This window comes from Shewanella fidelis ATCC BAA-318 (assembly GCF_000518605.1).
Taxonomy (GTDB): Bacteria; Pseudomonadota; Gammaproteobacteria; order Enterobacterales; family Shewanellaceae; genus Shewanella; species Shewanella fidelis.
This window is the reverse complement of sequence record NZ_JADX01000018.1, coordinates 133,056-159,390: the sequence shown is the minus strand read 5'-3', so window position 1 is coordinate 159,390 and position 26,335 is coordinate 133,056. Positions and strand designations below refer to the sequence as shown.

The window sequence follows — 26,335 nt, the reverse complement described above, 5'->3', positions numbered from 1 at the left end:
CCCATGATGTTCCCTCAATATCGATAAAACAGTCTAAAACAATAATAATAGGACTTAGCCATGCGTAACATTGTTTCCGCCTGCGCGCTAGTAGTGCTTAGTGCTTGCAGTCAGCATCCAACCAACCTTAATGACATCACCGATGTCACTTTCGATGAAGCTCGTTTTCGCCAAGATATCAAAATACTGTCTTCTGACGAATTTGAAGGGCGCGCTCCCACCACCAAAGGAGAAGCGTTAACTTTAGCCTATTTAAGTGATGCCTTCGCGGCAATGGGACTTGAGAAACCAAACGGTAAAGACTATTTGCAAGCAGTGCCTATGGTGACATACACCCCATCAGCACAACAACAGATCCAGCTTGGGGAAATGCCGTTAACATACCGCCAAGATGTCGTCATGACGAGTCGTCACGATATTGCAACTATCGATATCAGCAATGCTCCGCTCGTTTTTGTCGGCTATGGCATTAATGCTCCTGAATACCAATGGAATGATTACCAAGATCTAGATATGACAGGTAAAATCGCCGTCATCTTAGTCAATGATCCCGGCTTTGCCTTACCAAATTCAGGCAAGTTTAATGGCAAAGCAATGACTTATTACGGTCGCTGGAGTTATAAGTTTGAAGAAGCCAGCCGCCAAGGTGCACTGGGCGCAATTATTATTCATGACACCAAACCCGCCTCTTACCCATGGTCAGTTGTTGAAAATAGCTGGACAGGCGCTCAACAAGATTTAGCCAGTAGCAGTCAATCACATAAACGGGTGCAGGTTGAAGGTTGGATCACTTATGATATTGCCAATAAACTGTTTAATAATGCTGGTTTATCATTAGCAACCATTGCCGATCGCGCAGCTGCAAGCCCAATACACTTACCTTTAAATCAAAATGCCTCTATCGCATTTACTAATCAAGCCGAATACAGCAACAGCTACAATGTCGTTGCAACCTTGCCAGGACAAGCACGTGCTGATGAGCAAATTTTATTCACAGCTCATTGGGACCATATCGGTATTGATCCGAATAAAGAAGGTGATAAGATCTATAACGGTGCACTCGATAATGCTTCAGGAACAGCTGGTATTTTAGAAATCGCACGCCAGTTTGCTAATCAAGCTAGCCAAGGTAATCGCCTTGAGCGCTCACTCACATTCATTGCCACAACTGGTGAGGAACAAGGTCTCCTCGGCTCTCGCTACTATGCCGACAGCCCGCTCTATCCTCTCGATAAAACAGTAGCAGTTTTTAATCTCGACAGTACCAATGTTTACGGCCGAACGTCCGATTATACCATCATAGGTAAAGGCAAATCTGAACTTGAAGAGTATCTTATTGATGCACTCAAGCGTCAAAACCGTACAGCAGTCGCTGAAAACAGACCTGAAGCAGGCGGCTTCTTCCGCTCTGATCATTTTAGTTTTGCCAAAAAAGGCATACCCGCAGTATTTGCTGGCGGCGGTAATGAGCCAATAGATGAAGCCACGGTGCAGTATAAGGTTAAAATGCAGCAAAAAATGAAAGGCTGTTATCACAATGTTTGTGATGAATATCGACCAGACTGGGATCTTTCTGGAGCGCTAGAAGATCTTGATATATTTTATCAAGCAGCTGCTACACTTGGTAATAACAAAGACTGGCCGGGGTATTATAAAGGCACTGAATTTAACGTATTACGCCCAGCAAAAGACGATAGCAATAACTAAAGCGCAGAGTAAAAATTTCCAACTAGCCGGCTTGCTACCCACTTGTCGGCTTTTTTTTGCCCACAACCTATTCTAATGATCCTCCCTTAAACCAATTATACCAATCAGTACAAGAACTTGATCAACTCAGAACGGTTTTTGGCAAACTAATTCAAGCCGAATAGCTGCGTTGATTCCCTTATAAAGCAGATCAACGCAGAAGTAGAAGTAGACAGCTAAAAACACTACAGAATGACGAGTGACAAAATGTTTATCCTGATCCGTATAAAGTTTGTTCTATCGTGCTAACTTCAACTTTGTTTTTATAGGCCAAAATGCGACTTTTTCAGCTTAAAACTTAAAAATGTTAATTATCGACAGCACATTATTAATCATCCAGTCATAGCCCGACTTTAGCTAAGCAAAAAGAGAAAATCTCAATTAAAAAGCCTACAAATTAAAGATTCACCATTCAAACAGTTAAAATGACGGGCAAAAAATGACAAAATAAGCCAGAAAACAGAATAATCCGTACAATTTAATTTGTTTTTTTAAGTATTCGTAGGCACAGTAAAAAGCAATTGAGATTAAGACAACGTTTTTTGGAGTGACCTATGTGTTCAATTTTTGCAATTTTAGATATTCAGTCAGACGCAACGCCGCTGCGTCAAGTCGCTCTTGAAATGTCAAAACTTCTGCGCCACCGCGGCCCAGACTGGTCAGGAATTTACAGCAGTGATAAAGCGATTTTAGCCCATGAGCGCTTAGCCATTGTTGATATTGAGCACGGCGCTCAGCCGCTATTAAGCCAAGATGGTTCTATCGTGTTAGCCGTCAACGGCGAGATCTACAACCATAAAGAGCTTAAGGCTGAATTAGGTGATAAATATAGCTATCAAACTAACTCAGATTGTGAAGTCATTTTGGCGCTATACCAAGAATACGGCACAGCTTTCTTGGACAAGCTTAACGGCATTTTCGCGTTCGTTCTGTACGATAAAGCTAAAGATAGCTATCTCGTCGGCCGCGACCATATGGGCATTATCCCGTTATACACTGGCCGTGATGCAGAAGGTAACTTCTATGTGGCATCAGAAATGAAAGCATTAATGCCAGTGTGTAAAACCGTAGAAACCTTTACCCCAGGTCACTATCTTTCAAGTGAACAAGGCGAGCTCACTCATTACTATCAGCGTGATTGGCGCGAGTTTGCCGCGGTACAAGATAACCCTGCAAGTGCAGAAGATGTGCGCGACGCATTAGAAGCGGCCGTCAAACGTCAGTTGATGTCTGATGTACCCTACGGCGTGTTGCTCTCAGGCGGTTTAGACTCATCAGTTATTTCAGCTATCACTCAAACATTTGCCAAGCGACGCATTGAAGATGATGGTGAAAGTAACGCTTGGTGGCCTCAGCTTCATTCATTCGCGGTAGGTCTTGAGGGCGCCCCGGATCTCGTTGCAGCGCAAAAAGTTGCTGATGCCATTGGAACTATCCATCACGAAATCACCTTTACCTTCCAAGATGGTATCGACGCAATTAAAGATGTGATTTATCACCTAGAAACATATGACGTGACCACCATTCGCGCAGCAACCCCAATGTATCTGATGGCTCGTAAGATTAAAGCCATGGGTATTAAAATGGTGTTGTCTGGTGAAGGCGCTGACGAATTATTTGGCGGTTACTTATATTTCCATAAAGCACCAAACGCTCAAGCATTCCACGAGGAGTTGGTACGCAAATTAGACAAATTGCACCTATTTGACTGCTTACGCGCCAACAAAGCCATGGCCGCTTGGGGACTAGAAGCTCGTGTTCCATTTTTAGATAAAGAGTTTATGGATGTGGCAATGCGCACTAACCCTGAAGCAAAAATGTCTAAGAACGGCAAGATTGAAAAACACATTTTACGCCAAGCTTTTGAGCACAAATTGCCAAAAGAGGTCGCATGGCGTCAAAAAGAACAATTCAGTGACGGAGTGGGCTACTCTTGGATTGATGGCCTAAAAGACCATGCTGCTGAACAAGTGGACGATTTAAAATTGGCTAATGCCAAATTTAGATTCCCATACAACACGCCTGAAACCAAAGAAGCTTATTTTTACCGTACCTTCTTTGAGGAGCTGTTCCCGTTACCAAGCGCCGCTGAAACCGTACCGGGAGGCAAGTCTGTAGCATGCTCAACACCTGAAGCATTAGCATGGGATGAAAGCTTACAAGGCATTATTGATCCATCTGGTCGCGCGGTACAATCTGTTCACGACAGCGCATACTAAACACTGTCAGCAATATCGTTAAAAAGTAAAAGCCACTTATTGCTATGAGTGGCTTTTCTATTATTAACAACTGAAGTCTTAATTTATAGCTTTAAAATAATGCTGTTGCTGCAGTTCGGTCACCTCAATGGTGACACTTGAAACCGCCGCAGTAATTAGCGCAATGGCATCATAAACCCGCTCAAGTAGCAGCGCTTTTTGCTCATCACTTCGCCCCGGCATGATCGCAATATTAAGATGAATAAACTGACTACTCGCATCTTCACCTACGCGATAAAACTCACAGCGATAAGCCCGAGTTTTTATCGCTTTAGCTTCAAAAAGCCCTGACTCAATTAGTCCACGATGACAAGCTTCGACTAATGCCTCAATAGAGATAATTTCACTTAGTTGCGCTGAATATTCAATGCTGCAATGTGGCATAATGTGTCCTTGTTTTAAGCAGTATTAAGCGGCAATTACTCCGACCAAACGGCATATTCATTTTCATTTGGATCAAAGAAGTGAAACCTACGTCCACCGGGAAAAGAAAAGATCGGTTGACTTATCCGGCCTCCGGCCTTAAGTACTTCTGCTTCAGTTTGCTCTAACTGAGCTGAATAGATAACGATCAGCGGACAACCTTGTGCAGTAGCAAAACTTTTATCACTAACAAAAAAACCACCACTGATACCAACATCAATAAAACAGCTATATTCAGGACCATAGTCCTCAAACTGCCAATTAAAAACATCCCCAAAAAATACCTTGGTTCTAACTATGTCTTTAACTGGGATTTCAAGATAGTTAATACTGTGATCTTGTATTTTATCTTGCTGCATCTATCACTCCTGTGAACGCCATGTTCCGAAGATTAAAACATAACTCAACGCACAGTAAGCGTACAACAATAATAAATGGGATAGGCTAACAAAAAGGAAGCCGAAGCTTCCTCTTTTTATCAAGAGTCGCAGGATCAGAGCCGCTACAACTCGCCATTCTTGCCAGTGCTAACCTATCAAGCTTGAATAAGCGCAGCAGCTAAACCGATTAAACCACCAAACACCCCGCCCCAAACAACTAGCCAACCTAAGTGTTCACGGATCATCTCTTGCACAATCTCTTTGACAAGCTGCGGAGTTAACTCATTAAGACGTTGAGTAACAATCTCCTCCACTTTTGCTCGCATATCAGCAATCATATCTGGCTGCTCAAGTTCAGCTTTCACCAAGGCATAAAAATCATCACTTTGCGCAATTTCACTTAATGAGGTTTTCATTTTCTCGATAAAAGGTTCACGCAAAGGGGTAATGGCTTCACTGCCACCAAACATTGCTAACATGCCGCCGAGAGAAGATTGTTCGACTGTTTTAACTAACGCATTGAATGCTGGCGATAAATCAATTTTGTCTATCACAGGCTGTAAGTTAAGTTGCTTTTCAACCCCACCTTCACCGGATAGAAATCGGTCAATATTTTCTTCAGTAAAAAATTGCTTCATCATTAAATTGGCAATAGCTGCCTTGAACTCTTCAAAGCGCGAAGGAATAACACCAGAACCATATAAGCCGGGGACCTTCTCAAACAACATATGAATTGCTAACCAGTTAGTCACGGCGCCAGAAAGTGCAAACAAGCCTACTGTTAGTAATATGGGTTGAGCAAACAAGTAACCAACAGCAACTAAAATTGCTGCGATAAGATTCGTAATAACACTTTTATTCAAGCTAATTCCCCAAAAGCCGATTGAAAACGCGCTATGGTATCAACCAAGAAAGACACTAGGCAATAGTTCAATAGCGCCAGATCTAGCATTCGATAAACTAAATCTTGCTGTACGTCGACCTCATCACTTCGTCGCTGATAATGACTAGCAGCCAACCTCTATCGATCAATTTACCCCACAACCATTTTGAACGGCAAAACAGCTTCTGTAACAAGTGTTTTCATTAGTTAATGATTTAAATGAATTTAACAAAAAACATTATGATACCGGACTCATTTACTTGATAATGACGCTAAAATAATTAATGAGATGACTAAAAGTTAGCTGCAGCTTTACTTTATAGGCTTCCGCTAGATTGAGGTCTTGATTCAGCTCGAATTAAATCGGCAAAGGTTTCCCCATGTCTTTTATCAAAAAATTGCTTCAGTCAATACTTAGTGGCTATCGTCAGCGCCCAAGATATCAGCGCTTAATCATTATTTTTTCAGTACTCTATTTCAGTTTTACTGCAATTTTAGGGCTCTTAGTCCCCTACATTGCCGTAAAACAAGTACCGCAGCAGTTATCGACCCTTTTACAACGTCCGGTCACGTTAGAAGATATCAAGATAAATCCGTTCACCTTTGACGTTACAATCGACAACTTCCAAGTGCACGAACCTAATAAACAAGCTTTTATTGGCTTTAGGCAACTCGCTTTTGAATTACAATTCTGGGACTCTCTATTCAACACAGCTTATAGCGTTACCAACGTCACGCTTACAGAACCTAACGTCAATATTGAGCGTATAAAAGCGCCGCAATCTTTACGATTTAACTTTTCAGATATTATAGACACTTTAGCCAAGCGCCCATCGACTGATGAAAACGAGGCTAGTCAACATCAAGCCGCCATACCCCATTTTATTATCAGTAACTTAGCCATTATAAAAGCTGATTTAAACTTTGAAGATCATGTAACCGATGCTCAGCTTCACTACCCAGAGCTGAATCTGAACGTGAAATATTTTGACTCCAAGCACGCAATTCAATCTACGCTTAGCCAGCAAACAGATGGACAGTCTATTAACCCTGATTTAAACCGTTATTCAGTGCATATTGTTGGTCGGCAGGGAGGAGAGATCGCTACACAAGGGCAAGTGCAACTATCGCCATTAAGTGTGATTGGCGATGTACAACTTACCAACATCCAGCTACCGCAATTTTGGTCGTTTATTTCTGAACAATTTGCCCCTGTTTTAAGCTCCGGCCGTTTAACCCTTTCTAGCAATTATCAATTGCAAATACAAAACGATAAACTCGCCTTTAAGGCTGATAACGGCCGATTACAACTTGATGATATTAACTTTGATTACCAATCAAAGTCAGTTATTAATCTGCCTATGATTACACTGCAAGGCATCAATGTTGATCTTCAAAATCAAACCATTACTGCACAATCTCTAGATACAAAAGGATTAGTGTTAAACACAACTATTGATAAAAATGGCGTAAGCCTTGCGAATATCTTTACCCCAATAGCAAATGGCGCCGCTAATGTTCCAACAGCAAAAGCCCCTGCAAGTACAGCACAAACGGGTATTGCGCAGGAGCAACAAACAACAACTAACCACAGTGATACCACTAATAGTCGCAGCTGGAGTGCCGTGCTAAAAAAGGTAAACCTTGAAAATTATCAAGTGAACCTGACTGAGGCATTAGTGACAAAAGCTACGCTGTGGCAAATTTCTGATATTGCGCTAAATACAGGCGCAATAACTGATAGCTTAGCCGAACCTATTGATTATCAATTGTCATTCAACATTAATCAGCAAGGTCATATTAGCTCTAGCGGCAGTATTACGCCCTTGGCACAAACAGCCAATACCGAACTTCGTGTCACTAATTTAGCCTTAACTCAAATACAGGGGTATTTAACGCCTTACATCAATATCGAGCTAAAACAGGGCGACGTTAATACTCAAGGTACGCTCAACCTTGACGCCAAGACAGAGCAACTCAGTTACCAAGGTAATCTAGCCGTTAATGACTTAATCATTAAAGACACGGTTCAGAAAAAAGAGCTTCTAAAATGGAAAGCGCTGGACATAAATAGCCTTAAATTTGACAAGCAAAATAATAGTCTCGATATTGACCAAGTTTCATTAACTCAGCCCTATGGTCGCATTATTATCGCTAAAGATAAGAGCACCAATATCGGTGATCTTATAGTGCAAACAGCACCAGAAAAAACCAAGCAAACAAACAAACAGCAACCAACAAAAGTAGTGCAAGCGAAGGTATCAACTAAAGCAGATAAAAGTGCTGCTGCAACTCAACCTATAGCGTTATCGATAAATCAAATTAGCTTTAAAGATGGTTCGACCTTTTTTGCAGATAACTCATTAACCCCTAACTTTGCTGCCAGTATTGAGCATTTAGATGGCAAGATCAGCAAGCTATCCTCTGATAGCAAACAAACAGCATCGGTTGATATAAAAGGTAAGATTGATCGCTATGCACCTGTGACACTCAAAGGTGATATCAACCCGTTATTAGCCCAGCCATACTTAGACTTAGCCCTGAGCTTCAAACATGTTGAGCTAACCTCAGTCAATCCTTATTCTGGTACCTACGCAGGTTATTACATAGATAAAGGTCTACTATCGTTAGATCTCAACTACCAGCTTGATAAAAACCAACTCGTTGGTGACAACCACTTAGTTGTAGACCAATTAAAGCTAGGTAAGCCCAGTGATAGCTCACTAGCAACCACCCTCCCCGTTACGCTTGCCATCGCATTGCTTCAAGACAGACACGGTGTGATAGATTTAGGGCTACAAGTTTCTGGCGATGTTGATGATCCCAGTTTTAGCATAGGAAGTATTGTGATGACCGCCTTTACCAATGTCATCACTAAAGCGGTTACCGCCCCTTTCAGTTTGTTAGCAGGGCTACTCGGTGATGATGCTGATGAATTAGATAAGATTCAATTTGCTGCTGGTGACGCGACTATATCAACCCAACAGCAACAAACCTTAGATAAACTTGCCAAAGGTCTAGCAGATAGACCCATGCTTACCTTAAGCGTTGAAGGCGGCCTAAACATGCAAGCAGATAGTCAAGCGCTGAGCGAACAACAATTACGCAGCAAGTTAGCGCAAACAGCCAATATTCCACTGCAGCAGTTACCCGAAGCGCTATCGCCAAGTAATTATCCAACCACAGGGCCATTAGCAGAGGCATTAATCGATCTTTATGAGGTGGAGCTAGGCAAGTCAGCCTCAGTTGTTAAAGATAGCATCCTAGCTGAACATCAACAGGAGACGCCACTCACAGATGAGCAATTACTCACCCGTTGGCATATTGCACTGTATAACTTTGTACTTGGCGCGCAGCGAATAAGTGAAGATGCACTAGGAAAACTCGCCCAAGCTCGTGCGGCGGCAGTAAAAACTTATCTTATTGAGCAGCAGAAAGTTGATCCTAAAAGGATCTTTTTACTCGACAGCAGAGTCGAGCTCAATACCGAGGCTAGCCAAGCATTATTAACCTTAGGAGCAAACTAGCGTCAGTTTGCCACTACCGAACCCAAAAAGCATGCGTACGCATGCTTTTTATTTGTTTAGCCGTTAAAACACCACAAACTAATGGTTTTTATCAGTCGAAGAATAAGCTAAGTTGTTAAGAAAATGGAAACTTAATAGTATTTTCAAAGGAATAGCATGAAACTTGCCCTACTTAGCAATCCCAACAGTCACAACGCACAAACGGCCATATCTCAATTATTGAGTTCGCTTAAACAGCAAACCAATAGCCAATTAAACATAGGTTATATCGCCTCAGAGCCCGATCCACAACGGCAATATTACTCGCAAACTCAAATGATGTATCAAGCACATAATGCGCAATTAAGTGTGTACCTTGAACTCGAATCAGGCTTCTGTGAAACAAGCTTAAATGCCTTACTCAAGTGCGACGCAATTCATCTTTCGGGTGGCGATACCTTCCGGTTTTTAAAAGCACTTAAACAACATAAATTACTGCCGGTACTGCGCCAATATTGTGTCAATGGTGGCGGGCTTATCGGTGTTAGCGCTGGTGCTATGATAATGACCCCGTCAATTGCCAGCGCACCACTTTGCGGGGATAGCAATGATTGCCAACTTGATGATTTAACTGGGCTAAATCTAGTTGATTTTATGTTTGTCCCCCATGCAACAGACAAACAACTTGAACAGCCACAACAGCCAAAGTTTGCTCACCCAATCTGTTTTTGTCCCGACGACACTGCTCTGCTGTCACTCTCAGATCAACTCAAAGTCCTTGGGCACCTTGTATGGCAAAAGTCGTAAAGATGATAGCAGATCTTTAATCAATACTTTCAACCCTGTAATGCTTGAGTTAAAATCTGCGCGGGAATCAATACATCAGAGGTAGTTAATGTTTATTATTCGTTGGGTATTAGGCCGTATCATTTTGTTTTTAAACTTTGTTTTTGCGCCTAAAAAACTAAAGCGTCCGGCAGAAGAACAACAGAAAATCGATAATGCCACCAGCAATATGACAATTTATGAATATAAAGCCTGCCCATTTTGTGTAAAGGTTCGTCGCGCGCTACGTCGCCAAGGCTTAAATATCGTCACATTAGATGCCAAACAAGAGCCACACAAAAGCACCCTATTAAATGGTGGCGGCAAGCTACAGGTTCCTTGTATGAAGATTGAAGAAAATGGCCAATCAACATGGATGTATGAATCGTCAGAAATCATTAACTTTTTAGATAAGAAGTTCGCTTAATATCTACAAAAACCAAGCAAACACTCATCAGTAAAAAGGCAGCAATCAAGCTGCCTTTTTCTATATATGCCACATCTTAGTGCAAACATAACTACCAACGCCTACCTGCTAAATGTTACCAATCGAGACAATACTGTCGCTGCACATCAACAATTCTGCTAATTGTAGTTGCGAGTAACTCAGACCATGATGCCATAGTCAAAGCCAATTCAAATTAGCTGCTAACTAAGCATGTTTCACATCACAAAAGCCACCAACTAAGTAAAGCCTAGCTGCTCGGTAAATGCCCCAAAACCAGTTGCTATATTAGCCAAGTGTGACATTAGGCTAAAATACCCATTTAATTTACAATCAGCTTTATTGGTGAAATCCACCAATAATTAATCGAAAAACAATAATTACAACCAATATTAATATCAAGCTTCATTTATTTGAAGAAGATCAGTTAAAAATAGAAATATTCAATTGACAGATTTGTCTGGTAAATGTTTCTATATAGCCACTGAAACGAACAAGATGAATTTTCAATGACACAGTTACCGACTTTACAAAACATTAATTGGTGGTGGCACTTCCCAACTTAGCGGGTGGTGTGGAACTGTGTACTCAAAAATTGAGACAAGATTCAACAAGAAAGCCCGCATACTCTGCGGGCTTTCTTGTATCTAACATTTAAATAGCGAGAAACGACAAGCCCAAGGCAGCGGGGAATGACCAATCTGATCTGATAGTTAACTCGATTGGTATAAGATAAAGTGAGATAAAACAATGAATAATGCGTTACCCTACAAGGCAGGAGCATAAGCATGGCAACCGATACTATCGCCAAAGTCGTCACTCAAAAACAAGAGTTAGCCTATCACGATGATCCGCTGCGTTTATATCAGCATGTCACTCAAGACGCGCCCCATACCATGCTGCTTGAGTCCGCAGAAATAGAAAGTAAAGATCACTTAAAAAGTATTGTATTAACTCACGCTGCGATGAAAATTCGCTGTGATGGCTACCTATTACAATTTAGTGCGTTGACCAATAATGGGCAAACACTGCTTGCCCCAATCAAGCAATTTTTCAGCAATCACTTTCCTCAAAGTCACTGTGAGCATAGTGGCGATAACTGCTTAAGCGTTAAGTTACATAAACAAGTTGATCAACTCGACGAAGATGCCCGGTTAAAATCAACTTCTCCCCTCGATGGATTAAGATTATTAGTTAACCATATCCGCTGTGACGAACGCCCAGAGTTTGAAGATCTTTTTTTAGGCGGAGTACTCGCTTACGATCTTATCGACACAGTTGAACCACTGCCAAGCGTGCCTGAAGGTGATAACACCTGTCCAGATTACCTATTCTATTTAGCTGAGACCTTGATCTTAGTTGATCACCAGCAGCAAAGTGCTGAAATTGTTACTCATCAGTTTGTTGCGCCAGCGAAAAGCCCAAACGATAGCGTTACTGCGGCTCTTTCTGCACGCATGGCAGAGTTACAAGGTGCTTGTCACTCGCTCACGCCGGTTGCTGAGCTAGTCAATATTAACAGCGATACTCAAGTTAACATCTCTGATAGTGATTTTAAAAACACGGTTAATGATCTAAAACAGCACATTATTGCCGGCGATATTTTTCAAGTCGTACCATCACGTAGCTTTAGCTTACCTTGCCCAAATACGTTAGGCGCATACCGCGCATTAAGGCTAACAAACCCAAGCCCTTATATGTTTTATTTCCGCGGCGATGATTTCACTCTTTTTGGTGCGTCACCAGAAAGTGCCCTTAAGTATGAAGCTGCAAGTAATCAAGTCGAAATCTACCCAATAGCTGGCACACGTAAGCGTGGGAAAACTGCAAATGGTGACATTGATTTTGATCTCGATAGCCGTAATGAACTTGAACTACGCCTAGATAAAAAAGAACTATCAGAGCACATCATGCTAGTTGATTTGGCTCGCAACGATATTGCTCGTATTAGCCAAAGTGGCACTCGTAAAGTCCCAGAGCTATTAAAAGTTGATAGATATAGCCACGTCATGCATTTAGTTAGCCGCGTAACCGGTCAGCTTCGCAGCGATTTAGATGCACTGCATGCGTATCAAGCTTGCATGAATATGGGCACCTTAACTGGTGCTCCCAAAGTCAGTGCGGCACAGCTTATACGTGGAGCAGAAAAAACCAGACGTGGCAGTTACGGCGGTGCTGTAGGTTACCTAAATGGTTTAGGAGATATGGATACCTGCATTGTTATTCGCTCAGCCTTTGTAAAAAATGGTACAGCCTTTATTCAAGCCGGCGCCGGAGTGGTATTCGATTCCGATCCCCAAGCCGAGGCGGATGAAACACGCCAAAAAGCACAGGCCGTGATTAGCGCAATTAAAATGGGAGGTGGATTATGAAAATCTATTTACTCGATAACTTCGATTCATTCACCTACAACTTAGTCGACCAGTTTCGAAGCCTTGGTTATGACGTCGTTATTTACCGTAATGATGTTGGTGCCGACTTTATTGCTAACAAACTATTAAACGAAACAATACCAACAGCCCTAGTGTTGTCACCGGGCCCAGGCGCACCACATGAGGCTGGCTCGCTAATGGCTTTAATCGCACGTGTAGCAGGTAAAGTGCCAATGTTGGGCATTTGCTTAGGCCATCAGGCTCTCGTTGAACATTATGGCGGTAAGGTTGAACGTGCTGGACAGGTTGTTCATGGTAAAGCGAGTCCAACCTTCCATAATGGTGACGGTATTTTTGCCAATTTACCCTCTCCACTGCCCGTTGCGCGTTATCACAGTTTAGTGGCAACGCAAGTGCCCGAGTGTTTACAAGTGATCGCGACGACAGAAAACATGCCAATGGCCATAATCCACCCACAGGACAATGCGGTGGGCTTTCAATTTCATCCAGAGTCCATTTTGACCACGCTTGGCAGCCAGCTTTTAGTGCAAAGCTTGGATTACTTGTCTCATGCATTACAGCAGCGCACTTTTCATAACGACTAAGGATAAGATGATGACTCAAATAGAAATTAAACCTACAGCAGCCCTTATCGAATCACTTTATCAAGGGAACAGCTTAACTCGAGCAGAAGCCAAGGCGCTATTTAGCCAAATAATTCAAGGCGAGATGAATGAAGTGACCATGGCTGGCATGCTAGTTGCCATGAAAATGCGCGGTGAAACGATTGATGAAATTTCTGGTGCGGCTGATGCACTTCGCTCTGCTGCCAAATCTTTTCCTACACCAAATGAAGCGACTGTAAAACAGGGCATTGTTGATATCGTCGGTACCGGCGGCGATGGTCACAACACGATAAATATATCTACCACTGCGGCTTTTGTTGCCGCGGCCGCGGGAGCCAAAGTTGCTAAACACGGTAACCGCAGCGTGTCGAGTAAGTCGGGTTCTTCTGATCTACTGGCGCAATTTGGTATCGATTTAACCATGGCGCCAGACGTTGCCCGTGATTGCTTAGATGAGTTAGGACTTTGCTTCCTATTTGCCCCTCATTATCACGGCGGCGTTGCCCATGCAGTTCCTGTGCGTCAAGCACTTAAAACACGTACCTTGTTTAATGTATTAGGGCCGCTGATTAATCCATCTCGTCCTGACTTTATGCTACTCGGCGTATATAGCCCTGAGCTGGTTAAGCCTATCGCAGAAGTCGTAAAGGCACTTGGCATTAAGCGCGCGATGGTAGTACACGGTAGTGGCCTAGATGAAGTTGCACTGCATGGTGATACCTTGGTCAATGAACTTAATGAGGGTGTCATCCAGGAGTACCGCATTACTCCCGCGATGCTTGGCGTCAGCGAAGCTAAACTTACCGACTTAGAGGGCGGCACACCTGAGGATAATGCCGACTTTACTCGCGCGATTTTACAAGGAACGGGACAAACTGCTCATATCAACGCCGTGGCTATCAATGCCGGCTGCGCACTTTATGTTGCAGGTGTTTGTGAGGATATCAAATCAGGCACCGCACTCGCGCTAGAAACAATTAACAGCGGTAAAGCCTTTGAGCTATTAACTCAATTGGCCAGTGCAAGCCAAGCCGCGAAAGGAGCCTAATGTGAGTACAGATCTAAGAGATGCACCAGAAGCCAAACAAAGCAACGTATTGACAAAAATTGTCGATACCAAAGCTGCTCATATTGAATCACTAAAGCAGCGCTTTCCAAAGACCACATTATCCCCTAAGGTGTCAGACAGAAGCTTATTTGCAGCACTCAAAGCGCCCAATGCAGGTTTTATTCTAGAATGTAAAAAAGCGAGCCCTTCTAAAGGCTTAATCCGTGATGTATTTGACGTTGACGCTATTGCGGATGTTTATAATCAATACGCAGCTGGTATTTCAGTATTAACTGACGAGCAGTTCTTTCAGGGCGATATGGACTACATTCCGCGAGTAAGAGCCCGTGTCACTCAGCCCATTTTGTGTAAAGATTTTTTTGTTGATGAGTACCAAATAAAGCTTGCTGCTCATCAAGGCGCAGATGCCATTTTGTTAATGCTGTCGGTGCTTGATGATTATCGCTATCAAGCGCTGGCAACTGAAGCGGCTAAATATCAGCTCGATATTTTAACCGAAGTCAGTAATGAAGCTGAACTCAACCGTGCCATTGCACTTAATGCCAAGATTATAGGTATTAATAACCGTAATCTACGCGATCTATCTACAGATCTCGCCACCACTGAAGAACTTGCACCGCACATTCCAGCAGATAGAGTGGTGATCAGCGAGTCAGGTATCTATACCCAAGCTCAAGTTCGTCGCTTAGCGCCGTTGGTTGATGGCTTCTTAGTAGGTAGTTCACTAATGGCTGAAGCTGATCTCGATCTGGCTTGTCGTGCACTTATCTTTGGCCAAAACAAGGTTTGCGGCTTAACCCGCCTGGAAGATATGTTAGCCGTTGCCAAAGCTGGCGCTGTGTATGGTGGACTTATCTTTGCTAATAAATCTCCCCGTGCAATCACCCCAGAGCAAGCCCAAACACTAGTGAGTGAACTGACTCAAAGCGGAACTAAACTTAATCTAGTTGGCGTATTTGTCAATGAATCTGCCGCTGTGATTGCCAAGTTGGCACTTGAGTTAAATCTTCATGCGGTGCAATTGCACGGTAGTGAAACCACACTTGAAATCGAGGCATTAAAAGCTAAATTTGCTGAGCTCAATTGCCCGACTCAAATCTGGAAAGCTGTTGCAGTCGACATCACAAATCAGCATGAGTTAAGCATACCTACAGGGATAGATCGTGTTGTGTTTGACAGTAAATCAGATGGTCAATTTGGTGGTACAGGTAAAGCATTTGATTGGCAACAGTCATTACCAAGTAAAGCAAGCGCATTACTGGCGGGAGGATTAAACCCAGATAATACCCTCGATGCCGTCAGCCAAGGCTTTTATGGCTTAGACTTTAACTCAGGTTTAGAGCAAAACCCAGGCATTAAGGACCATAGCAAAATTACCTGCGCCTTTAGCCTATTGCGCCAGTACTAAGTTGAATAGTGAAAACCGTTCACTAGTACAAACAGCTAATGCAAACAAATAATAACCCCATGCCCAAAGGCATGTGGTGAACAGTTGAGAATAAACAGGAAAAGAATATGAGCAAGTTAAACCCTTACTTTGGGGAATACGGTGGTATGTACGTACCACAAATTCTAATGCCAGCACTCAAGCAGTTAGAGACAGCTTTTGTAGAAGCTCAAGCAGACCCAAGCTTTCAAAAAGAGTTTACTGAGTTACTAAAAAACTACGCTGGTCGTCCAACCGCGCTCACATTAACCCGTAACTTAAGCCCTAACCCGCTAGCGAAGATCTACCTAAAACGTGAAGATCTACTCCATGGTGGTGCCCATAAAACTAACCAAGTATTAGGTCAGGCGCTACTGGCTAAACGCATGGGCAAAAAAGAGATCATCGCTGAAACTGGAGCGGGTCAGCACGGCGTAGCAACTGCCCTTGCCTGCGCGCTACTAGGCTTAAAATGTAAAGTATATATGGGCGCAAAAGATGTTGAACGTCAATCGCCAAACGTATTTAGAATGAAACTGATGGGCGCTGAAGTTATCCCTGTAACGTCAGGCTCTGCAACCTTAAAAGATGCCTGTAACGAAGCGATGCGTGACTGGTCAGCCAGTTATGACAAAGCACATTACTTGTTAGGTACTGCTGCAGGCCCGCACCCATTCCCAACAATTGTGCGTGAATTCCAACGTATGATTGGTGAAGAAACCAAAGCGCAAATTCTAGAACGTGAAGGACGCTTACCCGATGCGGTAATTGCCTGTGTTGGCGGTGGCTCTAATGCGATTGGTATGTTTGCTGACTTTATTGACGAACAAGACGTAGCGTTAATTGGTGTAGAACCAGCAGGCAAAGGCATTGATACGCCAATGCATGGTGCGCCATTAAAACACGGTAAAACCGGTATTTTCTTTGGTATGAAAGCACCACTGATGCAAGATAGCGAAGGCCAAATTGAAGAGTCTTACTCAGTATCAGCTGGTCTTGATTTTCCATCGGTTGGCCCTCAGCACGCTCACCTTGCAGCAACGGGTCGTGCAACCTACGGATCAGCAACCGACGATGAAGCACTCGAAGCCTTCCAGCTACTAGCACGCTCAGAGGGGATTATTCCAGCTCTTGAGTCGGCTCACGCACTGGCTTATGCAGTGAAGCTAGCCAAAGAAGCAACTAAAGAGACCCTATTAGTGGTCAACCTATCGGGCCGCGGTGACAAAGATATCTTCACCGTTGCAGACATTCTTGAAAATCAAAACCAAAACAACTAGGAGAGTGGCAATGAGTCATCGTTATCAGGCAGCCTTTGCCGCCCTAAATGAAAAAAAACAAGGTGCATTTGTTCCTTTTGTAACCTTAGGTGATCCGTCACCAGAAATGTCGCTAAAAATTATCGACACCTTAGTCGCCAATGGTGCAGATGCATTAGAGTTAGGTTTCCCGTTTTCAGATCCGTTAGCTGATGGCCCTGTTATCCAAGGTGCAAATCTTCGCGCGTTAGCAGCTGGTACAACCCCAAGCCAGTGCTTTGAGATGTTAGCTAGCATCCGCAATAAATATCCAGAGCTACCTATTGGTTTGCTGCTTTACGCTAATCTTGTGTTCGCAAATGGCGTTGATAACTTCTACGCCAAATGCCAAGCTGCAGGCGTAGACTCGGTATTAATTGCTGACGTGCCAGTTGAAGAGGCCGCACCATTTATCGACTCAGCCAAAGCACACAATATCGCGCCAATATTTATTGCACCACCTAATGCCGACAGCGAAACCTTGCAACAAGTAAGTGAAAAAGGTGAAGGCTACACTTACCTGCTATCACGCGCAGGGGTAACAGGCACCGAGTCAAAAGCCGGAATGCCAATTGGTGACATCCTGAATCGCCTAAAAGAATTTAATGGTGCACCACCGCTACTCGGCTTTGGTATTGCTGAACCGAGCCAAGTTAAAGCCGCAATCGATGCTGGCGCCGCGGGGGCGATCTCTGGCTCAGCAGTGGTGAAAATCATTGAAGCCAATAAAGACAATGAACAGGCATTATTAAGCGCCCTTGCAGAGTTCACTCGCAATATGAAAGCAGCAACAGCTCGTTAGTTAATAGCCGAAGAGCAGATACAAAAATAGCGCCATAATGGCGCTATTTTTATTGGTTTCAAACTGCATTGAATTTACTTTAGCATCTCATTGATACGAATCACCTGAGCGCGGTAGCCCGTTGCAAACATGTCATGGCTATCGATGTTAATTCTTACCGCAGGTTTAGTTTCGCCATATCTGTGTTCAACCAAAATTGACTGCACCTTACCCGTGGTTTCATCCATCTTTAGATTACCGTAGCCACCACCTAAACCAAACAGACCAGCAGAGGCGAAGTAACTCATCATACTGTCTTTATCGGCTTGGTATTTAACAATTGATGTTACTGGCGAATAGCCTTCATAACCCAACTCATCTTTGCCGTATTGCCACACTTGCTTAACCGTCATATTTTGCTCATCAATCTTATACTCAACCGAGCGAGAATACTTTTCAGTGGCAAACATCGGCTGACCTAAGTCACGGCCATCGCCATTATCAAATACAGTTAACGTGCCTTTTTCTGGGACTAAATAAGCTGTATGCGAAGTCCAGCTAAAGTCAAAATCTTTATCCTGACATGCGCCCTTTTCATTACACCAAATTGGCTCACCGTCTGCTGTAATAGGCTTAAGTAGCTTATCTTGGAACCTTTCGCTCCAACCTTTACGTGCACTTAAAATCCACTTAACTTGCTTGTCGCGACCAATTTTAATCACTGCTGACTGATGACGCGAACTGATAATAATGCTGTCATCTTTTGGATCATACTCAATTGAGTTCACATGTGCCCAGTTACGGCCTGTCGCTACACCATGAATATCTCCGTATGGTGCTTTCGCTAAATCTTCTTCAGTTGTTTGATGACCGGCATCGTCAAGGTTAATGTTTAAGCAAACAGCACCAGCATCAAGAGATAAAAGTGCCGCATCGCGCATAGGATCTAAAATAGTATTTAAATCCCAGTAATCCACCAGTTTACCTGTATTATCCACCTCGATGATTTGGTCACGTACCGTATTGACTAAACGACCATCAGCGGTGCGGTAATCTTTTGCTGCTGCGCGAATAAACACGTTACCATTCGCTCCTTCAATACCTTCATGGGAAGCATCAATAAAATTACCCGGCAGATTATGCTCAGAGATCATCCGACCCATAATCGACATTTTCTTCCAGCCTTGGCCTTGCACCCACACCATATTGCCGTCTTTAGTGACGTTCATGCCCATCGCATAACCTGCGTTATCGTAAGTCTTAGCGTCATGGGTCGTATAAGGATTCATGTACCAACGAATATCACCAGCGGTATCAATGATAAAGAACCCCGGTTTACCGTCCCATGAGAATGCGCCAGGCGCATCTGGATTATTGTGCATCAATGGCGCAGCTTTACCGTCGGCATTGGTCCAGTTTACAAAGTACAATCTGTCTTTAAAATCGGCATCAACATGTTCGACTTCTACGATAGGTGCTTTTGCCCATTGGCTTTCTGAAAAACCCATATCGACATCTGGAGTCAGCATTTGGTAATCGTGAGAATGGCGCTCACCATTTTCAGTCCACTTCACGGTAAAAGTGTTCATGAAAGCGGGATACAGACCAAAAATGGGGACCCCGCCTTCGTCCATCACGCGCATATCGTCAACTTGATAGGTCAAACTCACGCCATCTTCATCGTTGGCATGTACGGTAACTTCTACGCCAGAGATAGTGTGCCCGGCTAAGGTCACTAGTGCGGTTAATGGCGCATTTTCATAGGGATTATGAATAATATAGCCCAGTGGTGCGCCTTCTACTGGTTTAGGCTTCATGCCCTCAATCGATGCCACGGCATGAGTAGAGGATAAACTGATCGCTAAGGTTAATGCCGACAAAAATAAAGCGGGTTTAGACATTGAGAAATTAACTCTGCTATACAAAAACTACAACAGATTATAATCAAGCCATGCTGTTAAAAATGCCTACTAATTAACACTATAGTGAGTATATTTTCAGTTTGATTAGCAGATCACGGTTTATGCATTTCATCTGAGCAAACTGCAACTTTTTGCGTGAAGCAGAGTCAAGGCTTAAAGAGATGATTAACTCTCTAAGAGGGTTAACGTCCAGATTTAGTTATTGCTTTTTTGAATATCTCCCCCACCCGCAAAACAGCACATTGGCCATTACAAGCAACGAGTTTAAGCTAGCAACTTTAAATTTTGACGCCGTGCTTTTTGAAGTACCATAACCCTAGTGGTATTTCAAAAAAGGCATAAACAACTAAGGTAAACCAAAACCAATTTGTATGAAACAGAAGCAAATCGAACTGAAAATCGGCTCCCCAATATTTACTACCTACAAGACAAAATACGATGATAGTAACTACAATGTCACACATTGAAAGTCGATTAAAGTTACTACCCGCGAGTTTCGGATAAACAGACAAATAGCATAACGCCAACACACCTGCAACCAATGCTATAATTGATAATTCTGCCATGTTTATCATGCTCGCTTCATATAGTTAAAAACAGCGTGCATCTTACTACGTAAGGCTTTTATGTACTAATGAAATTCTTCAACATCATCGCCTCTATATCGCAATAGAGTCAGCAAAACTAATTCCCTCACATAGGCAATGGTTATTTACAATGTAAGGCTTACGTATAAAATAAATTAAACATGCTGATTTAATGACTATATAAATATAAGATACTTCAAATACGCTGTTATATCGTAGAGAACAGTCTACATAGCTATTCTCTACTAACTTTCACAACAATATTAATTGGCGGAAAGAAATATATGTGACTTTAATTCAAGTTGAATAATAGAACGTTCTCTTCCATTCATTTTTTGCTCTAGTACAACCATACTCTCATCATTATCAATACCAACCCAAAGCATGCCTACACATTCACCCTGAAATATACATTGATAACTAGATAGTTCACTTTGTCTAAACTCCTTAGTTTGAAAACCATTACTAATTAGTCGATCTTGTAATGCTACATAGTCGTGCTGGAAACTATCGCTAAAAGCTGAATACTCATGACTGATCATTGAAACCTTAACAAGTCCGTTGTCAGGTTGCTGAAGGAGTTCGTACTGTTTGGCGATCAGAATATGTTCAGGCAGTTTATTGGTTACAACTTTATAGTAGTCATCGATCTTAGTTAATTCGCCATATTGATCAATATCCTCTCCCCAGTGCACACCAAAAAAGGCAGCAGAACTGCTAAAAGAGGTTAGAAGTAAAATTAGAGTAAATATTCTCATAAAAGATCCCACTAAAATATATTTAAACAACCTATCGTTTTAACCACGAAGTTAAGACGATACTAAAATACAATAGGAAATAATTTAAGGACAACACCACAGAGTCAACATTGAATACAATATTCAACACCTACGGATTTACTAATAGAATACTTAAATAAAAAATACAGGATAAATAAGAATTCCATTCCATTTCCTTATTAGCCGCAACGATTAACACTAAGTTGCGACACAAGTGCCATAATTCTAGCACTTTAGCTATTTATAACTATTCAATTATCTTTTAACTAAGACAAAATGATTATGCATACGCTATAACCATATAAATTATGCAGATATAAAACTTGATACATATTTTTAAGGTGAGCACTATAAATCAAGTTTACTAAAAATGAAATAAGCAACTAAACCTAAAATTTTACAATAGCAAAAATCTAAATTCGATAATTAAAACACCATCTAAAACAGGCAAGTTATCAATGTAGCGGATTCATAACAAAAGTCATGAGTATAATGATAAGGCGCAGCCAACAGACTGCGCCATATCGAATAGTATGGAGCTTAGAATCGGCCAGTTAAACCTAAGCCTAAACCAACACCATCATAGTCAGAATCAAGCACCTTAGATACATTAAAGTTCGCAGAAATACTGTCGCTAATTCTTAACCAATAAGCGGTACGCACATCAAACGCATCGTCGCTGTCGTTATTTGTGTAACCTGCCCCAACAGACCAAGAATTGTTAACGTACCAATCAGCCCCTAGATTTAATACATCATCAAACTCGTTATGCGCCCAACTTGCAGTTAAGTCGATACCAGCGGTAGATTGAAGTGCAATGTAACTACGCACTTTTAAACCGTATGTTTCTGTGAAATTATCATCACCATCTTGATAAAATGCAGAGACTGCAGAGCTATCGTTAAAGTAGTAACCCACTTCTGCTGCATAAGTATTAAAATCAAAGCTTGCTACATCAACCCGTTGATAATTGGCGCCTATAAACCAATTAGAATCAAATACAAATGTACCATCAACACCATAACTGTCAGTATCGGTAGGATTGAAGTTTTGATAGTTGGCACCGATATTTGATTCTTGTGCTAAAAATCCATTTAGCGCATAAGGTGTTTTACCTTGCTCAACACTTTTGAAATAGTAGCGATAGTTCGCGTTCCAAAGACCGTCACTGACCTCTTCTGAGTTCGTTGTATAACTCAAATTTGCTTCATGTTGGTAATTGTTATCTTGAACTGCAGCAGCACTTAGGCTGGTAAGGCTGAAAAGAATCGCTAACGCTGTAGTTGTTTGTCTCATCAATTTATTCCCTTATATTGTGTTAATGCTAAGAGATAACGATGCGCAGGTATATTGATAAAAATAGGCAGATCAAATGCCATCCTTGATATAACTCAGTGATTAAAACCATAACCACTGCTGCTCTCCTAGCGACGCACACCATAATTGAATCAATGACAAAATGAAACACTAAATCAAAACAAAACCCCACAAAAACAACAAACAAACCAACTTTTACACAAACCAAAGGATTTGCAAACAATGCATTAACAAATTAACTTCAACTTAATTACAGCGAGGCGGCTAATCGCTCTCACTTTTGTAAAGGTAAATACAGAGGTTAAGCAAAAACGTAGCCCAGAGGCTACGTTTTTCATTCAATCATAAGGTTGTTTCACAAATAGCATAAGCTCGTTGTTAAACAAGGGCTATTCGCTTTTAACCTTACTAACAATTAGTTAAACAGAGGATAAAGCTAAAAATCTTTCTCACCTTTTATTGTCTGCGGGTAACCACAGATGGCTTTAGACGTTTGCATACCCGCCATGGTGGCCGCTTCGACACAGCCAGCATTAATACCCGTTTTAATCCAATCACCAGTCATGTATAAATTATCTATACCTGTACCATCGGTGTCTATCCTGTATTGAGTGCTCCCTTTTACTGACATCACGTAGCATTCTGACGGATCGACATTCGCTCGCCAATATTGACTATCAAATCTCTGCTTGCCTCGTGCGTTAGTGTCATCATGCAACCATTGCCAAGGAAAATCTGAGCCGCTGCCCGCCTCTGGCGCAGGCACATTATCCCATAACTTATAGATCTCATGTTCTAGCTGAGCTATCGCGCCCTGCTTAGCTTGTAAGGTTTTTTGCCCCTGAAAGCCAACTTCTGATACAGGAGGGAAACTCTCCACTGGTAGCGCTGAGCAAAAGTAACTGGCATTTTTAGGCTGCTCACCTTGCCAATCTTCTTTATCAATCAAATGAGTTAGAGATGCCCAAGTATCGAAAGGTTCGGTAAACCCTGACAACACTGGCTCTTCACCATTGTCAGGACGCAACGGCCAACCCATACCAGTTAAATCTTGATCCATCCATAATTGGTACGCTTGGGTTGCAACAGTTTTTACCTTTGCAACACTTTGGCTTAATGATTCACTTTGTGCCATCACTTCACTAGCAACATGCGGTACAGAACCTATCGATAAACCAAAAATCACCTTATCGAAGTCTTGACCTTTTACGAGGCGTTTCTGTGGCAGCGGTTGATTAAAGTGTTGCTGGTAGACTTCAGCCCAATTACACCAAAAGTGCTCAAGATTAATCTCATTATCTTGTAATAGCTGTGCCTGCTCAGGATCGAGTTGTTGATAATTCGGCACACTTGGCCAGCAATCTAGACCTTTTACATCAACTAAAGGGTTATACTCTTGGCATTCTGGTTTTAACGCCACCTGTTGTGTGATCTCAATCGCTTCGATACTTTGATTTTTACAAACTAAATTATCGACTTTGTTAAAGAAGTGAAAGTTAACCCCTCGACGCTTAAGCACTTCATAATAAGGTGTAAATACCGTATCGCCCATCCCAGCTTGCATCTCCCACATTACGCCGCCTTGATAGCAAAAGGCAATCCGTAACATAGAGCGAATAATCGTGCCTGCCTCAACATTAGGTTTATCGAAATTCCCCTGCTCATAAGCAAAGACTAAATCATAAAAACCACGTACTGGCGCAGAGTTAACGGTAAAGGTAGAGTTGGCACCATGCTTAGTTAACCATTCGCGATAATCATAGTCATTAATCACATCGAAACCATGCTTAAATACATCATCGGCAAACATGCCCTTTAATATGGTTAGGCCAAGATCTGCAGCAATATAAAGCCTTCTTAAGTCGTCATTAGTTTCTAACCTATCAACAAAACGCTCCTCTAACCGCGCTCTGAACCCATCGACTGCCGACTCAACAAACCCACCTTCATCTTCGGTATCATGGTGGTGCTCCTTGCAGTCACGGCCAATCATCTGATTGAAATGGCACTCCAGCTTATCAGCTAATGCACTAACACTATCTTTAGCATCCTCAATAGAGTCTTCAATTCTGTCATTTAGCTCATTGAACCATTGTTGACTAAACCAATGTACAGGACGGGAAGACTCTTTGGCGTCATTATCAATAGCATCAAGAAGATCATCCATTTCTGTCAACCAGTGACGGATCCAACTGAATGCTGCTTTGACCACTTTCCATAGCGTTAGCACTTGAGTGCTGTCACCAGGTAAGCCACTGCGCTCGGGAAACTGAATCGGCCAACTGTCAGAGTCACCACCAACATCCTCTTGCAACACAATAAAATTATGCGGTTTGAAAGCATCAAGGAATGTGGCCAAAGGCGCATCTTTTGGTCGATCTAGTTCCTCATAAGCTTGGCGCATTAAACTGAAGGCATTTTGATAAAAGCCAAACCAAATATGTAACCCATGTTCCTCGATACGCTGTCCCATTTCAGCATTACGGCCACTGGCACCTTTACCGCCAATACGCCAACCCATTTGGTAGATATCGATTTCATAGCGATTCTGCCATCCCTCTTGCTCTGTTAGGCACATTGCTGAGGTAATTGCAGCTACACCTCCACCTAAAATGGCTATTTTTTCTTTTTTAACAACAGAGTTATCAACCAGTACTTCGCCCGCGGGCACTTCAAAGTCAAAATTAACATGGTAAGGCAACAACACATTTTGCTCCCCCAACTCCACACCTAGTGTCTGTTTGAACGGGAACGAGTCATTGTCAAAAATCGTAGCTAACAGATCGTTTTCAAGCAGAGAAACAGAGTGGACTTTATTGATTTTTGCAGGTGATGCAGTTATTGCTTGATAGACTGCTTTATCACCAGCGCTATCAGGAAACTGCTTAAGAAAGACTTGATCTATCGCAGGTTTAAATAGCAGGCTATATAACTGCTCTTCACCTAACTTATCTAGCTCTGGAATAAAATCTGTTTGCTCTTTAAACAGTTGCCACGTTTGTGAGATGGCTTCAACAGTCGATAACTGCTGTTGCTCTTTAGCATTGCAATCCACAGTTAATAACGGCTGCATAGCAAGTTCGGCTTCAGGAGAGAACTGCTTAAAGCTCTTGGCGGATAGACTTAGCTTTGTTAGTGGCTCACCAGCCTGAGGCATTTCATAGTCACACAGATATTTCGGGTAGCCAAACAACTCGCGACCATTAATCAGCGCCATCGCATCATTAACAAAAATATGCAACGGATGAAAATACACGTGACTAATATCGTCACTGTCACTACTATTCTGCCGCCCTACCATCACCCAAGTAACGATATCAATTTCTTGGATCCAACCTTTCGCTCTATCTTGTGGATTTTGTGAATAGGCCTTATCAACACGAGTAAAGCTGGTTAATACATAGGGTGAAAGCACCTTAAAATACATGGAACTACCAGCAACCTGATTCAAACTGGTATCAATGGATTTTTGTAAATTCTCAAGTTTACCTTTTAAGAAAAATCCATACATCTCTGCTTTACTAAGCACTAACGGTGAGTGCATTAACATCGAGCCGGGGGGATAAATAAAGTTAGGGCGTTGTGCTTCCATAGCGTACTTCCTGTAAATTCCAAGTTAGAACATGCTAAGTACATGTATTAGAAACAAGCAATTAAAACATGGATAGTCAGTCAACACACCATTACAGAAG

General features: G+C 42.3%; 19 protein-coding genes. 11 read left to right on the top strand and 8 right to left on the bottom strand.

Going from position 1 to position 26,335, the window contains the following annotated elements:
- Positions 1–60 precede the first annotated feature (60 nt).
- Both L884_RS0109720 and asnB read left to right on the top strand, forming a co-directional pair.
- Positions 61–1,707 carry a M28 family metallopeptidase gene (locus tag L884_RS0109720; protein WP_028767323.1) on the top strand — a complete coding sequence of 549 codons (1,647 nt, stop codon included), beginning with the start codon at positions 61–63 and terminating at the stop codon, positions 1,705–1,707.
- A gap of 593 nt (positions 1,708–2,300) precedes the next feature.
- Positions 2,301–3,965 carry an asparagine synthase B gene (gene asnB, locus L884_RS0109715; RefSeq protein ID WP_028767322.1) on the top strand — a complete coding sequence of 555 codons (1,665 nt, stop codon included), beginning with the start codon at positions 2,301–2,303 and terminating at the stop codon, positions 3,963–3,965.
- A gap of 78 nt (positions 3,966–4,043) precedes the next feature.
- Here asnB and L884_RS0109710 read toward each other — a convergent pair whose 3' ends face one another.
- The 3 genes from L884_RS0109710 to L884_RS0109700 form a co-directional block, all read right to left on the bottom strand.
- Complete coding sequence (locus tag L884_RS0109710; protein WP_028767321.1) at positions 4,044–4,388, bottom strand: 5-carboxymethyl-2-hydroxymuconate Delta-isomerase; 345 nt, start codon at positions 4,386–4,388, stop codon at positions 4,044–4,046.
- Positions 4,389–4,423: 35 nt separating this feature from the next.
- Positions 4,424–4,786 carry a VOC family protein gene (locus L884_RS0109705; RefSeq protein ID WP_028767320.1) on the bottom strand — a complete coding sequence of 121 codons (363 nt, stop codon included), beginning with the start codon at positions 4,784–4,786 and terminating at the stop codon, positions 4,424–4,426.
- Between the two features lie 176 nt (positions 4,787–4,962).
- On the bottom strand, positions 4,963–5,670 hold the full coding sequence (locus tag L884_RS0109700) for a DUF445 domain-containing protein (RefSeq protein ID WP_028767319.1): 708 nt from the start codon (positions 5,668–5,670) through the stop codon (positions 4,963–4,965).
- 400 nt (positions 5,671–6,070) lie between these two features.
- Here L884_RS0109700 and L884_RS0109695 point away from each other — a divergent pair, with 400 nt between their 5' ends.
- The 9 genes from L884_RS0109695 (at position 6,071) to trpA (ending at position 18,059) form a co-directional block, all read left to right on the top strand.
- A complete protein-coding gene (locus tag L884_RS0109695) occupies positions 6,071–9,217 on the top strand; it encodes a DUF748 domain-containing protein (protein ID WP_028767318.1) in 3,147 nt (1,048 codons plus the stop codon).
- A gap of 156 nt (positions 9,218–9,373) precedes the next feature.
- Entirely contained in the window at positions 9,374–10,003 is a 630-nt protein-coding gene (locus tag L884_RS0109690; RefSeq protein WP_028767317.1) for a Type 1 glutamine amidotransferase-like domain-containing protein, read from the top strand.
- Positions 10,004–10,091: 88 nt separating this feature from the next.
- Entirely contained in the window at positions 10,092–10,448 is a 357-nt protein-coding gene (locus L884_RS0109685) for a glutathione S-transferase N-terminal domain-containing protein (RefSeq protein WP_028767316.1), read from the top strand.
- 806 nt (positions 10,449–11,254) lie between these two features.
- Positions 11,255–12,838, top strand: a complete 1,584-nt coding sequence (locus L884_RS0109680) for an anthranilate synthase component 1 (protein ID WP_028767315.1) — start codon at positions 11,255–11,257, stop codon at positions 12,836–12,838.
- On the top strand, positions 12,835–13,443 hold the full coding sequence (locus L884_RS0109675; RefSeq protein WP_028767314.1) for an aminodeoxychorismate/anthranilate synthase component II: 609 nt from the start codon (positions 12,835–12,837) through the stop codon (positions 13,441–13,443). The genes L884_RS0109680 and L884_RS0109675 overlap by 4 nt, the downstream gene beginning before the upstream one ends.
- A 10-nt stretch (positions 13,444–13,453) precedes the next feature.
- Positions 13,454–14,512: an anthranilate phosphoribosyltransferase gene (gene trpD, locus L884_RS0109670; protein WP_028767313.1), complete on the top strand. Its 1,059-nt coding sequence runs from the start codon at positions 13,454–13,456 to the stop codon at positions 14,510–14,512.
- Position 14,513: 1 nt separating this feature from the next.
- Positions 14,514–15,941, top strand: a complete 1,428-nt coding sequence (gene trpCF / locus L884_RS0109665) for a bifunctional indole-3-glycerol-phosphate synthase TrpC/phosphoribosylanthranilate isomerase TrpF (protein ID WP_028767312.1) — start codon at positions 14,514–14,516, stop codon at positions 15,939–15,941.
- A 107-nt stretch (positions 15,942–16,048) separates the two neighbouring features.
- On the top strand, positions 16,049–17,239 hold the full coding sequence (trpB, locus tag L884_RS0109660; protein ID WP_028767311.1) for a tryptophan synthase subunit beta: 1,191 nt from the start codon (positions 16,049–16,051) through the stop codon (positions 17,237–17,239).
- Between the two features lie 10 nt (positions 17,240–17,249).
- Positions 17,250–18,059, top strand: a complete 810-nt coding sequence (gene trpA / locus L884_RS0109655; RefSeq protein WP_028767310.1) for a tryptophan synthase subunit alpha — start codon at positions 17,250–17,252, stop codon at positions 18,057–18,059.
- Positions 18,060–18,133: 74 nt separating this feature from the next.
- On the opposite strand, the gene L884_RS0109650 is transcribed toward trpA, so the two are convergent.
- The 5 genes from L884_RS0109650 to L884_RS0109630 all read right to left on the bottom strand — a co-directional run bounded on the left by L884_RS0109650 (position 18,134) and on the right by L884_RS0109630 (position 26,235).
- A complete protein-coding gene (locus tag L884_RS0109650) occupies positions 18,134–19,939 on the bottom strand; it encodes an aryl-sulfate sulfotransferase (RefSeq protein ID WP_028767309.1) in 1,806 nt (601 codons plus the stop codon).
- A gap of 299 nt (positions 19,940–20,238) precedes the next feature.
- Positions 20,239–20,526 (bottom strand): hypothetical protein, encoded by a 288-nt coding sequence (locus L884_RS23215; RefSeq protein WP_245603098.1) that lies wholly within the window; start codon positions 20,524–20,526, stop codon positions 20,239–20,241.
- Positions 20,527–20,810: 284 nt separating this feature from the next.
- Positions 20,811–21,305 (bottom strand): hypothetical protein, encoded by a 495-nt coding sequence (locus tag L884_RS0109640; protein WP_028767307.1) that lies wholly within the window; start codon positions 21,303–21,305, stop codon positions 20,811–20,813.
- 561 nt (positions 21,306–21,866) lie between these two features.
- Complete coding sequence (locus L884_RS0109635; RefSeq protein ID WP_028767306.1) at positions 21,867–22,622, bottom strand: putative porin; 756 nt, start codon at positions 22,620–22,622, stop codon at positions 21,867–21,869.
- 457 nt (positions 22,623–23,079) lie between these two features.
- Positions 23,080–26,235 carry an NAD(P)-binding protein gene (locus L884_RS0109630; RefSeq protein WP_028767305.1) on the bottom strand — a complete coding sequence of 1,052 codons (3,156 nt, stop codon included), beginning with the start codon at positions 26,233–26,235 and terminating at the stop codon, positions 23,080–23,082.
- Positions 26,236–26,335 lie beyond the last annotated feature (100 nt).